Source organism: Antarctobacter jejuensis, assembly GCF_052266595.1.
Classification (GTDB): domain Bacteria; phylum Pseudomonadota; class Alphaproteobacteria; order Rhodobacterales; family Rhodobacteraceae; genus Antarctobacter; species Antarctobacter jejuensis.
Map to the genome: position 1 here is coordinate 1 of NZ_JBQQXJ010000030.1, position 13,124 is coordinate 13,124.

At 62.0% G+C, this 13,124-nt stretch carries 16 protein-coding genes and 1 tRNA gene; 12 read left to right on the forward strand and 5 right to left on the reverse strand.

Features of this window, described 5'->3' with window-relative positions:
* Positions 1–189: 189 nt before the first annotated feature.
* From ACTXGA_RS23640 to ACTXGA_RS23650, 3 genes are all read right to left on the reverse strand, one after another.
* A complete protein-coding gene (locus ACTXGA_RS23640) occupies positions 190–411 on the reverse strand; it encodes a hypothetical protein (protein WP_443397177.1) in 222 nt (73 codons plus the stop codon).
* A gap of 69 nt (positions 412–480) precedes the next feature.
* On the reverse strand, positions 481–702 hold the full coding sequence (locus ACTXGA_RS23645) for a hypothetical protein (RefSeq protein ID WP_443397178.1): 222 nt from the start codon (positions 700–702) through the stop codon (positions 481–483).
* Between the two features lie 77 nt (positions 703–779).
* Positions 780–1,001 (reverse strand): hypothetical protein, encoded by a 222-nt coding sequence (locus ACTXGA_RS23650; RefSeq protein WP_443397179.1) that lies wholly within the window; start codon positions 999–1,001, stop codon positions 780–782.
* Between the two features lie 483 nt (positions 1,002–1,484).
* Between ACTXGA_RS23650 and ACTXGA_RS23655 the strand changes: the two genes are divergently transcribed.
* Both ACTXGA_RS23655 and ACTXGA_RS23660 read left to right on the forward strand, forming a co-directional pair.
* Positions 1,485–2,390: a hypothetical protein gene (locus tag ACTXGA_RS23655; protein WP_443397180.1), complete on the forward strand. Its 906-nt coding sequence runs from the start codon at positions 1,485–1,487 to the stop codon at positions 2,388–2,390.
* A 77-nt stretch (positions 2,391–2,467) separates the two neighbouring features.
* Positions 2,468–2,543: transfer RNA gene (locus tag ACTXGA_RS23660), tRNA-Trp, on the forward strand.
* A gap of 86 nt (positions 2,544–2,629) precedes the next feature.
* On the opposite strand, the gene ACTXGA_RS23665 is transcribed toward ACTXGA_RS23660, so the two are convergent.
* On the reverse strand, positions 2,630–3,199 hold the full coding sequence (locus tag ACTXGA_RS23665) for a hypothetical protein (protein ID WP_443397181.1): 570 nt from the start codon (positions 3,197–3,199) through the stop codon (positions 2,630–2,632).
* 309 nt (positions 3,200–3,508) lie between these two features.
* Between ACTXGA_RS23665 and secE the strand changes: the two genes are divergently transcribed.
* The 3 genes from secE to ACTXGA_RS23680 all read left to right on the forward strand — a co-directional run bounded on the left by secE (position 3,509) and on the right by ACTXGA_RS23680 (position 5,736).
* The gene (gene secE / locus ACTXGA_RS23670; RefSeq protein WP_443397182.1) at positions 3,509–3,712 is read left to right on the forward strand and encodes a preprotein translocase subunit SecE; all 204 of its coding nucleotides are present in this window, start codon (positions 3,509–3,511) and stop codon (positions 3,710–3,712) included.
* 148 nt (positions 3,713–3,860) lie between these two features.
* On the forward strand, positions 3,861–4,394 hold the full coding sequence (nusG, locus tag ACTXGA_RS23675) for a transcription termination/antitermination protein NusG (protein ID WP_443397183.1): 534 nt from the start codon (positions 3,861–3,863) through the stop codon (positions 4,392–4,394).
* Positions 4,395–4,485: 91 nt separating this feature from the next.
* The gene (locus ACTXGA_RS23680; RefSeq protein WP_443397184.1) at positions 4,486–5,736 is read left to right on the forward strand and encodes a winged helix-turn-helix domain-containing protein; all 1,251 of its coding nucleotides are present in this window, start codon (positions 4,486–4,488) and stop codon (positions 5,734–5,736) included.
* A 23-nt stretch (positions 5,737–5,759) separates the two neighbouring features.
* Here the strand turns inward: ACTXGA_RS23680 and ACTXGA_RS23685 are convergent, their stop codons facing one another.
* A complete protein-coding gene (locus ACTXGA_RS23685; protein WP_443397185.1) occupies positions 5,760–6,299 on the reverse strand; it encodes a DUF6647 family protein in 540 nt (179 codons plus the stop codon).
* A gap of 107 nt (positions 6,300–6,406) precedes the next feature.
* Between ACTXGA_RS23685 and ACTXGA_RS23690 the strand changes: the two genes are divergently transcribed.
* The 7 genes from ACTXGA_RS23690 (at position 6,407) to rplL (ending at position 13,020) form a co-directional block, all read left to right on the forward strand.
* Positions 6,407–7,318 (forward strand): LysR substrate-binding domain-containing protein, encoded by a 912-nt coding sequence (locus ACTXGA_RS23690; protein WP_443397186.1) that lies wholly within the window; start codon positions 6,407–6,409, stop codon positions 7,316–7,318.
* Between the two features lie 169 nt (positions 7,319–7,487).
* Positions 7,488–7,940 carry a 50S ribosomal protein L11 gene (gene rplK / locus ACTXGA_RS23695; protein WP_443397187.1) on the forward strand — a complete coding sequence of 151 codons (453 nt, stop codon included), beginning with the start codon at positions 7,488–7,490 and terminating at the stop codon, positions 7,938–7,940.
* Positions 7,941–7,945: 5 nt separating this feature from the next.
* On the forward strand, positions 7,946–8,644 hold the full coding sequence (gene rplA / locus ACTXGA_RS23700; protein ID WP_443397188.1) for a 50S ribosomal protein L1: 699 nt from the start codon (positions 7,946–7,948) through the stop codon (positions 8,642–8,644).
* Positions 8,645–9,032: 388 nt separating this feature from the next.
* Positions 9,033–10,862, forward strand: coding sequence for an ATP-binding protein (locus tag ACTXGA_RS23705; RefSeq protein WP_443397189.1), 1,830 nt, complete (start codon positions 9,033–9,035; stop codon positions 10,860–10,862).
* A 28-nt stretch (positions 10,863–10,890) separates the two neighbouring features.
* Positions 10,891–11,730 carry a lipoprotein N-acyltransferase Lnb domain-containing protein gene (locus tag ACTXGA_RS23710; protein WP_443397190.1) on the forward strand — a complete coding sequence of 280 codons (840 nt, stop codon included), beginning with the start codon at positions 10,891–10,893 and terminating at the stop codon, positions 11,728–11,730.
* Between the two features lie 313 nt (positions 11,731–12,043).
* Positions 12,044–12,562 (forward strand): 50S ribosomal protein L10, encoded by a 519-nt coding sequence (gene rplJ, locus ACTXGA_RS23715; protein ID WP_443397191.1) that lies wholly within the window; start codon positions 12,044–12,046, stop codon positions 12,560–12,562.
* A 74-nt stretch (positions 12,563–12,636) separates the two neighbouring features.
* Positions 12,637–13,020, forward strand: coding sequence for a 50S ribosomal protein L7/L12 (gene rplL / locus ACTXGA_RS23720; protein WP_443397192.1), 384 nt, complete (start codon positions 12,637–12,639; stop codon positions 13,018–13,020).
* The last annotated feature ends 104 nt before the right edge of the window (positions 13,021–13,124 follow it).

The window sequence follows — 13,124 nt, forward strand, 5'->3', positions numbered from 1 at the left end:
CCTCACGGGGTGAATGGCCCGGGAGCCACGGGCAAAAAACAAAAAAGGCCGCCCCAGAAACCGGGGCGGCCTTTTTGCGTCAGGCTGCGGACTTTTCCGAACAAAAAAGCCGCCCTTTCCGGGGCGGCTGTTTCTTTGGTGACACGGCTGCCGCGCCGGGAGGAGGGACGCGGCAGTCAGGGTCCCGGATCAGCGCTGCTGCGCTTCGATACCGGCGCGCTTTTCATTGAAGCTGTCGCCGGAATGCACAAGCGCGTTGATGGCGTGGATCTGGGCAGCGGAGAGCGTCGAGAAATCGGCGCCGGGCAGGATATAACCCGCTTCGCCGGATAGCGTCGGCCCCGTCAGGGCCTGTGCGGTGCCAGCAATGCCGGCCGTCGCGATCAGTGTGGATACGATCAGGGGTTTCATATGGTCTACCTTTCCTGAAAGGGAGGCGCCGCCCGCGCGCAATCACAGCGCGCGGGGGCGGAACAGGGGTCAGTTCAGCTGCGCGCGGATTGCGGCGGCCTTGTCGTTGAAGCTGTCGCCGGACTGGACGATGGCGTTGATGGTGTGGACCTCGGTTGCCGACAGACCGGAGAAATCAGCGCCCGGCAGGATGTACGAGGCTTCGCTCGACACGGTGGCGGTCGGGGCGGCGTAGGCTGCGCTGGTCAGGGCTGCGGTTGCGATGAGGGCGGATGCGATAAGCGTTTTCATTGTTTTGGTCCTTTACTCTGGGAGTTTGTCTTCAGGGAGTTTGGGTCGAGGGGCCGCGCGTGGGGCGCGGCGCTCGATCAGTTCAGCTGCGCGCGGATTGCGGCGGCCTTGTCGTTGAAGCTGTCGCCGGACTGGACGATGGCGTTGATGGTGTGGACTTCGGTGGCCGACAGACCGGAGAAATCAGCGCCCGGCAGGATGTACGAGGCTTCGCTCGACACGGTGGCGGTCGGGGCGGCGTAGGCTGCGCTGGTCAGGGCTGCGGTTGCGATGAGGGCGGATGCGATAAGCGATTTCATTGTGAGGTTCCTTTCTGATGTGTGCGTTGGGACGGTGCCCGGTGGAGTAGCGTTTCTGCCGGGCTGTCCGTCCGACACCAAACCAATTAGGGACGCCGGATCGGGAAGTGAACTCACGGAACAATCGCAATCGATCACGCGGATTTTCCCTTGAAAACCAGACGGATGAACGGGGTGTTGTGCAATCGTGCACAGCCATGGTGCAGGCCAATATCCATTGGTTTTTGACCCTGAACGCGGAGACCTGATGCGGTGAAATCGAGTGTCGGATGCGGCCGAAATTTTTTCGGTCACATGTTTTTTACCGCCGCATTGGGGGGAAATTTTCGCGCTTTGTTTCAGTCGCGCCGCCCGGCGTGATTGGACGTGTGGCGCCGCGTGAATAACGGAGTGCTTCAGCGGGGGTGTTGGGCATGCAGCTTGCGTTCCGAGGGGCGGCATCCGAGGATGCCGAAACCGTTCCGCACAAGGGGGCCGCTGCCCATGACCGCCGATCCAGCCATATCGACCGAAACGCCGCCTGCGTTCTTTGCGGAGCGGTGCTGGGACGGCTTCACCCCGGCAGATCTTGGGCAGGCGGCGATGGTTCCCACGATGTTGAAAGTCGATGAGCAGGCCTATTACGTCGCCCTGGCACGCGACTGGGCGCAGGGGGGCGGGGCGATCGTCGATCTTGGATCATTCGCGGGTGGCTCTGCCGCCTGCCTGGCCGAGGGGGTGGCCCGGGCGGGGCGCGCGCAGATCGTGCATGGGTATGACAAGTTCGACGTGGTGGATTTCAGCTCTTTCGCCGACCGGTATCACAAATACTGCGCCACGCCCCCGGCCTCTGACAGCCCGCACGCCGCGCTGCCACTGATCGAGGCGGACGGCAATGACCTCACGCCGGTGGTGCGCGCCTTTTTGCAGCCCTGGGGGGAGGGGGTGCAGTTATATAAGGGGGCGATCGAGGATCTGGGCTGGCACGGGGGAGAGATCGAGGTCCTGGTCATGGATGCCTCCAAGACCGCCGAGTCCATGGACCAGATGAGCGCGCAGTTCTTTCCGCACCTCATTCCGGGGCGATCGGTGGTGGTGCAGCAGGATTTTCTTTGGTGGCAGCAACCGTGGATCGGCGTCCAGATGGCCATGTTGTCCGACTACCTTATACCCGTGGCGCATGTGCCGCGGGATTCGGTCTCTTTCCTTTGTACGAAACCGATTCCGGCAGATCTGCTGGAGTCGCTGAATGTGGCCGGGATGAGCGATGCCGAGATGATCGGACGGTTGCGAGAGATGAAACAGCTGGTCAAGCCATTGAAGATTGACAAGCATATGCGCCGGTTGATTGCCTCTGTCCGGGCCAACCCCGGCACGCGCAAGGCGTTCCAATTCCGCAACAAGCCGTGAGGCGCGAAATGCCGCCCGTGCGGTGTTCTTTCTCTCTTGAAATCCCCAAGTCGATTCCGTAACAGTCCACGCACCCTAGGGGTATAGCTCAGCTGGTAGAGCGACGGTCTCCAAAACCGTAGGTCGCGGGTTCGAACCCTGCTGCCCCTGCCATTTCCTCCGACAGTTCAGACATGAAAAGAGCCGCGCCGAAGCGCGGCCCCGTCCCGCATCCTGCGGATGCGGTTTGGTGCGGTCCATCAGTTGACGATGGAACCAATGGTGTTGCTGATCTCTGTCGTGTCACCACCCGCGATGGCCGCCTGAATGCGCAGAACCTCTACGTCGGTCAGCGCGGCAAGGTTGATATCCGGCGCATAGCTGCGGATTTCGACAACCTCGGCCTCGGTCAGGGCGTCGGTCATGATCGGCTCATCGGACAGTTCGAACGAGCGCAATTGTGCCATGGCATCGGCGCGTGTCTCGGCGCTGTTGATGATGCCCTGTGCCTGAGCAATCTGGGCAGCGGTGAAGCGCGAAAAGTCGATCTCGGGTGCGTAGGACTGCAGTTCCAACAATTCGGTCGGCGTCAGTTCGGTCATCACCGGGTTTTCAGCGCCAACGAGACCGCGCATTGCGGCGACCTTGTCGCTGCGGCTGTCGCCGCTGTACATGATGCCAACCAGCGAATCCACTTGGGTGTCCGTCAGGGTCGAGGCATCGACATTCGGCAGGAATTGCTCGATCTGCGCGCGGTCGGTTTCCGTTGCTGCCTGTGCGGACAGTGCGGTACTCGAAACAAGTGCGGCGATCATAAGTGTGCGTTTCATAGCCTTTTCCTTTCGTTCTGTTGCCGGGCGGCGCATCTGCGCTGTCTGCCCCGGCGATCTGGGTAGATAACCGTACCCGAAGGCGAAGGTTCCAATTTAATTCTTTTGATTTCAGCGGGTTGTTAGCCGATATAGAAGATGCGCGTGTGAACCGCTGACCGGCCATTGTGTTCCCGTGAAAACGTGACGTCAGGATCAACAGCGCGCGAGCGTATCTCACGCGGGTGTGAGGCGGCGCGGCAGGGTTGAAATCCCCCGGCGTTGCGCGTATTTGCCCGAAACCACCGGTGGAATACGGGAAACACACACATGGCCATGACCAATCCGCTTCAGTTCATCCAGCAGGTTCGGACCGAGGTTTCGAAGATCGTCTGGCCGACCCGGCGCGAGGTGCTGCTGACCACGATCATGGTCTTCATCATGGCGACGCTGACGGCGATCTTCTTTGCGCTGGTCGACCTTGGCATCCGTTCCGGCCTGCAGGGCCTGCTGTCGGTGGTCGGGTCCAGCTAAGGTCTGGCGCGGGGCGGCGTGGGAAGCGCTTGCAAACTCGCGCAAAGGCCGATAAGCACCCCCGACAGGTAGGCGCGCGGCATCAGGGTTGCGCGCCCCTTTTGTTTTTAGCGACCCCGCGTGGGGCATCTGGAATCGAAGGTAAGACATGGCAAAGCGGTGGTACTCGGTGAGCGTTCTCTCGAACTTCGAGAAGAAGATCGCCGAACAGATCCGAACAGCGGTCGAGGAACAGGGCCTCGAGGACCAGATCGATGAGGTTCTGGTGCCGACCGAAGAAGTGATCGAGGTCCGTCGCGGCAAGAAGGTCACGACCGAGCGGCGCTTTATGCCCGGTTACGTGCTGGTTCACATGGAAATGTCGGATCAGGGGTATCACCTTGTGAACTCGATCAACCGGGTCACAGGCTTCCTTGGCCCGCAGGGCCGTCCGATGCCGATGCGCGATGCCGAGGTCGAAGCGATCCTTGGCCGCGTTCAGGAAAACGAAGATGCGCCGCGCACGCTGATCCACTTTGAGACCGGCGAAAAGGTCAAGGTCACCGACGGTCCCTTCGAAGGGTTTGACGGCATGGTCGAAGGTGTCGACGACGACAACCAGCGCCTGCGCGTGTCGGTGTCGATCTTTGGCCGCGAAACGCCGGTGGAACTGGAATTCACGCAGGTGTCGAAAGAGATCTGAGGATCTTTCACCTGAAGGTTTGATAAAGGCGCGTTGCGAGGACAGCGCGCCTTTTTCGTTTCGCGCCGCCGTTTCCAGCCGTCTTGCGGGCATGGCATTGCGCTTTGGCCTTGGGTGCCGCATTCAGGGCAAAGCCTGTTATCTGCCCGAGGTCACATTGACGCCGCTTCGTATCAATAACGCTGACGCCCGACGGCTGTGGCTGGCCTCGCACGGGTTGGCCGGGGCGCCGGTTGGCGGGCAGGACACACTGTCGATCATCCGGGATCTGGGGTTTGTGCAACTGGACACCATTCAGGTCGTCAGCCGCGCGCATCATCACATCCTGTGGAGCCGCAACCAGAGCTATCGAGAGCCGGAGCTGGACCGGCTGTTGCGCGGGCGCCGGGTGTTCGAGCATTTCACCCATGATGCCTCTGTCCTGCCGATTGAGATGCTGCCGTTGTGGCGGCGGCAGTTCGAGCGGATGCGGCAGAAGGCCGAGAGTTGGTCGTGGTATGTCGGGCGTGGCGATGACGCCTTGATGGATGAGATCCGGGGCCGCATTCGGGACGAGGGCGCGCTTTGTACCAAGGACTTCGACACGCGGATCGAGGGCGAGCGCGCCATGTGGCAGCGCCCGCCGCACAAAAAGGCGCTGGATTACCTCTGGTATGCGGGCGAATTGGCGACCTGTCACCGAGAGGGCGTCATCAAGTACTATGATCTGGCCGAGCGGGTGTTTCCCGAGGACCTGCGCGGCGAGGTGCTGTCGGATCAGGCGCAGGTCGACGGCTTGTGCCGGGCCGCGCTGGACCGGCTGGGTTTTGGCACTCTGGGCGAGATCCGCAAGTTCTGGGAGGCAGCAGAGGTCGATGAGGTCGCCACCTGGGCCGAGCGGGATGCCAGCAGGCTGGTGCCGGTTCAGATCGAGGGGGCCGACGGGCGCTGGACCAAGGGCGTGGCCTGTGCGGACATCGAGGCGCGACTGGAGGAGACGCCTGCGCCCACCTCTCGACTGCGCATCCTCAACCCCTTTGACCCGGCGATCCGTGACCGGGTGCGCGTCAGGCGGCTGTTCGGCTACGATTACACGGTCGAAATGTTCGTGCCCGCGGCGCAGCGCCAGTGGGGATATTACGTGTATCCGTTGCTGGAGGGGGATCGCCTTGTCGGGCGGATCGAAGCCAAGGCGGAGCGCACCGCTGACCGGCTGACGGTGATGAACTTGTGGTGGGAGCCGGGCGTGCGTGCCGGGGCCGGCCGGATGGCAAGGCTGGAGGCAGAGGTGAGCCGTCTGGCACGTCTTGCCGGTGTAAGAGAGGTCATCTGGACGGGCGCGGTGGCCTCCGAAACCGGGTGATCGGCAGGCGGCTTTGATTGCGGTCAGTCGGGGTGAATGTCCCGGGGCGTACAACCCGCCTCCAACACCACGGCGATCCAATTCACATCCGCCTCAAGACCGAGGTCATTCAGCCATATGTCCTGCAGGCGATAGGCGGTCAGTTCCTGCGCGCCGGGACAGTACCAGTGGCCCGCAGTTGCCTGACGGTGATGGGCCAACTCGTGCAGCAGAACGCTGACGTCATGGGGATCGCGCGGCGACCACGGTTGCAGAAGGTAAATGATCCGGGACGCAGGATCGTAATATCCGCGCGGTTGCGCGGTTTGATGCGCTCGGCGCGCCGACACGAGACTTGCGGCCCACGACTGCGAAACAATGCGAACCTCGGGGACGCCCTCGCGCCGGGGCAAGTCTGAGTTGCCGTCCAGCCAGCCTTCGAGATGCGCGACAAGGTCATTCAGTCCGTCCGCGTCGCGCCAGATCAGGGAGGCGTCGGCCTGCGCGGGGGCGGTGATAAAGGGTTGTTGGCCGATGAAAAGGGCACAGCACATTGCTGCGCCAAGGCGCCTGAAGAAGGCCATGTGTGCCTCCGTCAAATTTTGGGAACGGGATGGAAAGATGCTAGGATCGACTGAGTTTCAGAGCAAAAGAGAAATTTTCATTCGCGGTTGAAGGAGATTCATCCAAGATGGGACGCAGGCTTCCTTCTTTTGCGGCGGTTCGCGCCTTTGAGGCGGCCGCGCGTCATCAAAGCTTCAAGGCCGCGGCTGAGGAACTGTGCCTGTCACCCTCTGCGATCAGTCACCAGATTCGTGCACTCGAAGGGCTGCTGGACACAAAGCTGTTCGAGCGCCACGGGAATGCCTTGGCGCTGACCCTGACCGGTCAGGGCTATGCCCGCCAATTGACCGTTCTCATGGATGGGATCGAAGAGGCGACGCGCGCTGTGCAGGCGGCTGGACGGCGGACATTCAGGGTGCTCTGCACGCCGGGGTTTGCCGCCCGCTGGCTGGTGCCCCGGCTGCATCGGCTCGACTTTGGCGACCGGGTGCGGCTGCGCGTCTCTCAAGGTGCGCCGTCGACGGATTTCGCCAGCAATGATGCCGACGTGGTGATCCAATGGGCGGACGATCCCGTCCCCGGTGTCCGCACCGAGCCATTGATGGAATCGCTGCGGTATCCCGTCATCAGCCCTGGGCTGTTGTCGCAAAGCGATCTGCGAAAGCCGGAGGATCTGCTTGGCCAGACATTGATGCACGATGAGGTGCAGGACGCCTGGGCTGAGTGGTTCGAGGCCGCGGGGGTGCAGGTCCCGCACTTGCCGCGCGGTCCTGTCTTTCCGAACTGCGAATTTGCCACGACCGCCGCAGAGCAGGGGCAGGGGGTTTCTCTGGCCTATGACGCGATGGTGCGCGGGACACTGGAAACGGGCCGGCTTGTACGATTGTTCGAAACTGTCACGCTGCCGATCACGATCTACTCGCTGGCCTGTCCCGAAAGCCGGGCGGACGATCCGATGATCCGGGAGTTCAGGCGCTGGATCTTTGCCGAAGTCGCCGCCGATGTTCCGCGAGCGCGGGCGGTTCCGGCCGCAGAGTAACCGGGCGGAAAAGGCTTGCGCGTTCTGTGAGGCCGGTGTATCCGCGCGACTTGTCCTCCAGGTCAGGAGGCAAGAAACGTGGGAGGCGAGGGACTCGCGAGTTCCGGACCGGACCACGCCACATAACGCCCTTCGACGCGTCGGGGGGAGATGGAAAAGGAGATAGCCCGTGGCTAAGAAGCTCGCTGGCAAGATGAAGCTGCAGATTCCTGCAGGCAAAGCCAACCCCTCGCCGCCCGTGGGCCCCGCCCTGGGTCAGCGCGGCATCAACATCATGGAATTCTGCAAGGCGTTCAACGCCAAGACGCAGGAAATGGAGCCCGGCGCGCCGTGCCCGACCGTGATCACCTACTATCAGGACAAGTCCTTCACCATGGACATCAAGACGCCCCCCGCGTCTTACTACCTGAAGAAAGCCGCCGGCCTGAAGCCCGTCGGCAAGCGGAACCGCCCCAAGGGCGCCGTGACTCCGGGCCGCGAGACCGTGGCCACCGTCACAGTGAAGCAGGTCCGCGAGATCGCCGAAGCCAAGATGAAAGATCTCTCGGCCAATGACGTCGAAGCGGCAATGAAGATCATCGTTGGCTCCGCCAACTCGATGGGTATCGAGGTGAAGGGGTAAGTCACATGGCAAAGCTTGGAAAACGTACCCGCGCAGCGCGCGAAGCCTTCGCCGACAAGGAAAACCTGTCCGTCGAAGAAGCCGTCTCCCTGATCAAGTCGAACGCGACCACCAAGTTCGATGAGACCGTCGAGATCGCCATGAACCTCGGTGTTGACCCGCGTCACGCAGACCAGATGGTCCGCGGCGTTGTCGGCCTGCCGAACGGCACCGGCAAGACCGTGCGCGTGGCTGTGTTTGCCCGCGGCCCGAAGGCGGATGAAGCCAAGGAAGCCGGTGCGGACATCGTCGGTGCAGAGGACCTGATGGAAACCATCCAGGGCGGCACCATCGAGTTCGATCGCTGCATCGCGACCCCGGACATGATGCCGATCGTCGGTCGTCTGGGCAAGATCCTGGGCCCGCGCAACCTGATGCCGAACCCCAAGGTTGGCACCGTGACCATGGACGTGGCGCAGGCCGTGACCGACGCCAAAGGCGGTCAGGTTCAGTTCAAGGCCGAAAAGGCCGGTGTCGTGCACGCAGGTGTCGGCAAGGCGTCCTTTGATGAGGCCAAGCTGGTCGAAAACATCCGCGCGTTCGTTAGCGCGGTTTCGGCAGCCAAGCCGGCAGGCGCCAAGGGCACCTACATGAAGAAGATCGCGCTGAGCTCGACCATGGGTCCGGGCGTCACCGTCGACGTGGTGAGCGCGACCGGCAACTGAGGCCGATCGACAGAATTCGGGAAAGGCGGGTCTTCGGGCCCGCCTTTTTCTTTTTCAGGTGAAACCCGCCGTTAAGGGCGGTGGCGTATTCCGGGGCAGCCGAGTGCTGTTTTCTGTCGGAGATCGTCATGCCCCGCCTACGCGCTATTCTTTTTTGTCTTGTTTCATTTCTTGCGTTGCCGGTTTCTGCCAAAGATGCGCCGGAAACCTCTCCGGTATTGCCCCTTGATGGTTTGGCCTCTGCGCTTGGGCATGCGGATGGCGCGGGTTTTGTCAAAACTTTGCTATTCAGGCTGGATGGGCGTGCGGTCACGCGCCGGAACAGCATGCCTGCCGCGCTACCGCGTGCGCGAGTGAACCGCTTGCCGCGCGGGATCCGATAGGCCGGATGCGATGGGTTCGCGAAAATGCGCGCGCGCTGCGCGCGCTGGTTGCCACGGTCGTCGCGGTTTTCCTGGCGGTCCTGGTGATCAATTTCGAGCGGGCCAATACGCAGGCGCGCGAAACCACGGTGCGCAATCTCAACACCATGCTGTGGAGCGTCAGTGAGCTGAATTTCGAAAGCCAACGCCTCGCGACCGCGCTGGTCGGGCTGCGTGGAGGTCAATACGACATCGAAACCGCGCGACTGCGGTATGACGTGTTGTGGAGCCGGGTTGATGTGGTCCGGATGGAACGGTTCAAGCATGGGACCGGATTTCACGCCCTGGTCGCGGAATTCGACGCTTTTCTGGAGGGCGGGGATCCGGTGCTTTTCGGACAGGTGACCCCCGATGATGAAAGCGTACAGTTGATGATCGAGCGCCTCAAGGCGCTGACCTTTCAGTCCCGGCAGCTTTGGACGCAGAATTTCGGGAACAAGCAGTCCCCCAGTCGTGTCCTGTCGGACGTGAACGCCCGCGATTCCGTCGCGACCACAGAATATGCTGCGCTGGTGTTGGTCTCCATCCTGCTGACCTACGTGGTGGCAGAGGTCTATTTCTCCGGCCGCGGGCAAAAGCGGGAGCGGGAGCTGCGTATGGAAGCGGCGGAGGCGAATGCCGCGAAATCCCGCTTTCTTGCCAATGTCAGCCATGAAATCCGGACTCCCCTGAATGGTATCCTTGGGATGACCTCGGAACTGGCGGAAACGGAGTTGACGGAGGATCAGACGCTTTGCGTACGCGTGATCGAGGAATCCGGCGGCGTTTTGCTTGGCACGATCAACGATGTGCTGGACCTGTCGCGGATCGAAGCGGGGCAGCTTTCGATCGATGAGCACCCCTTTGACCTGCGCGAACTGGTCGAGGCAGCCTGCTCCCTTTACGGCGCGGGCGCGCGGCAAAAGGGGTTGGATCTGACCTTGCACGTGCAGGAGAACCTTGCGCCCGTCGTCATCGGCGATGCCGTGCGGATCCGGCAAGTGCTGCACAACCTTGTCGCCAACGCGGTGAAATTCACCGAAAAAGGCGGCGTCCGGGTGCAGGTGCGGTCGGACCTCGGCGGTTCGCGTCTGGTGATTTCGGTGCAGGACAGCGGTCCCGGCATCGACAGGGCCGCGCAGGCCCGCATCTTTGAGCCCTTCCTGCAGGCGGATGCGGGGGTCACGCGCCGGCATGGGGGCAGCGGACTGGGCCTGACCATCTCACGTCAGTTGTGTCAGACAATGGGGGGCGATCTGACCCTTGTCAGCCGCCCGGGTCATGGTGCCACGTTCTTCTGCGATCTGCCGTTGCAGGCGGCCACCGGGGAGCAGATCAAGCAGGCCAGACGCGCGCCGGTCAAATCGCCCGATCTGCACGGCAAGAGGATCCTTGTCGCCGATGACAATGCCACCAACCGGTTGATCCTGTCTCGGTTTCTCAAGGCCACGCGGGCGGACCTCACCTATGTGGAAACCGGCGAGGCTGCGGTGGAGGCGGTGCGGGACGGCGACCGTTTCGATGTCATCCTGATGGATGTGCAGATGCCGGTGCTGGACGGTGTCGGTGCTACCCGCCAGATCCGCGAGATGGAGCGTCAGGCCGGCGGTACGCCGACGGCGATTGTTGCGGTCACTGCCAACGTGCTGAGCCATCAGGTGCAGGAATACCGCGAGGCCGGCATGGATCAGGTGCTGGGCAAACCGGTGTCGAAACGGGATCTGATGGCGCTGCTGGCAAAGAAATTCGGGGCGGAGCCAGAGGCCGAGCAGCCAACATCTGGGCCGGGACAAAAGCAGCGCGGCCTGTCTTCCTGAGCTGCTGAGGATGAGGTAGACCGGCAGTATGAAGCGTTTTCTGCTGTTGTTGCCGCTGATCGTGATCGCTGGGCTGGTCCTGAACTGGGTCCTGACACCGGCCTCGCATGATCGCGACTGGCGCGCCGACTATAGCAGGCTGCCGTCGGTCAGCGAACAGGACGGGCTGTACCGAGTCGCCAACACGCGCAACTGGGACTATGCCGAGGATGGCGCAGTGACACGGCAGGAGTGGATCGAAGCCGAAATCGATCCCGACACGCTCACGCAGGCTTATTTCCTGGTGGAGCCCTTTGGCAGTGTAGACGCCATCGCGCACACCATGTTGGTCTTCACCTTCGCCGATGGCGCGGCCTATGTCGCCTCGATTGAGGCGCGGCGCGAGGTTGGCGAGGCCTATAGCGCGGCCAAGGCGGCGGTGCTGCCGATCTTTGAGTACATGTTCGTCTGGACGACCGAACGCGACATGTATGGCAACAGCGAGTTCATGGCGGGCGATGCCCTGTACCGATATGCGCTGGATATTCCGTTGGAGCAGCAAAAGGCCGTTCTGAAGGCCATGCTGGACGAAACTGCCGAGGTGGAGGCGCAACCGCGCTGGTATCACACGCTGTTTTCCAATTGCACCAATGTCCTTGCCCGTACCGTCAACAAGATCGCCCCGGACGCTGTGCCCCTGAACAAGGCCTGGTTCCTGACTGGTTATGCGGATGAATTCCTGTACGAGCAGGGGTTCATCTCGAATGCACGCAGCTTTGAGGACACCCATGCCGCGGCGCATATCTCTGCGGTGATCCGCGAACTCTATGACATCAAGGAGCCAAAGGCGTTTTCCTCCGCGCTGAAAACCCGGCTGAACGGCGGTTGAGGTGGAATTTCGACGCCTGCCCTCATCCGCCTCTTGGCATCCTCGCCAATAATGATAAAGGAAGGCGCATCACCGCGGGACGCGATTCGTGTTCGGCGGTGTATTTCGTCCGAGACGGTGGGTTGGCTGCATGGCCTGTAATTCCTGCCTGAGGCGGGAAGAGACATCTTTATCGGGCCGGCTCCACCCGGTTCGTGCGGACTGGCCCCGGCCTTTCCGTGATGCGTCGACCCTCATCGGACATTCCGTCCGGGGCTGAACCCCCGGGCAAAATGAGCCGGAGGGTCCGCCCTCCAACAACTGGAGTGAAACTGTGGATAGAGCTCAGAAAGAAAAGGTGGTCGAGGAACTCGGCCAGATCTTCGAAAGCTCTGGCGTCGTAGTGGTTGCCCGCTACGAAGGTCTCACGGTTGCCGAAATGACGGACCTGCGCGGTCGTGCCCGTAATGGGGATGCCGTGGTCCGTGTCGCCAAGAACAGGCTCGCCAGGATCGCCGTCGAAGGTACGCAGTGCGCGGAAATCGCACCGCTGCTGGGCGGCATGACCGTTCTCACCTACTCCGAGGACCCCGTGGCTGCGGCCAAGGTCGTCGAAGACTTCGCCAAGGACAACAAAAAGTTTGAAATCCTTGGCGGCGCTATGGGTGGGACCGCTCTGGACCGGGCCGGTGTCGAAGCCGTGTCGAAAATGCCGTCGCGTGATGAACTCATCGCGTCGATCGTCGGCTGCATCGGCGCACCTGCTTCGAATATCGCCGGGGCCATTGGCGCACCTGCTTCGAACATCGCCTCCATCCTGTCGACCATCGAGGAAAAGCAGGAAGCGGCGTAAGGCAAACCGAAACGACCCTCGTGGGGAAATCTCCCTGACGTTGGAATGCACATCTAAACGGAAAGAGTCTCAAAATGGCTGATCTTAAAGCACTGGCCGAACAAATCGTTGGCCTGACCCTCCTGGAAGCCCAGGAACTGAAAACCATCCTCAAGGACGAGTACGGCATCGAGCCCGCAGCTGGCGGCGCTGTCATGATGGCCGGCCCCGCAGGCGGCGACGCCGGTGGCGCAGCTGAGGAAGAAAAGACCGAGTTCGACGTGATCCTGAAAGCCGCTGGCGACAAGAAGATCAACGTCATCAAAGAAGTCCGCGGCATCACCGGCCTGGGCCTGAAAGAAGCCAAGGAACTGGTCGAAGCCGGTGGCAAGGCTGTCAAGGAAGGCGTTTCCAAGGACGAAGCCGAGGAAATCAAGAAGAAGCTCGAAGAGGCAGGCGCCGAAGTCGAGGTCAAGTGATTTCCGGAGGCCTGGCCTCCTGTCACTTTGGGGCGCTTCCGCATCACGCGGAGGCGCCTTTTCTTTTGCTCACGCAGCTGTGAGCATTTGCGCTGGCGATGTCG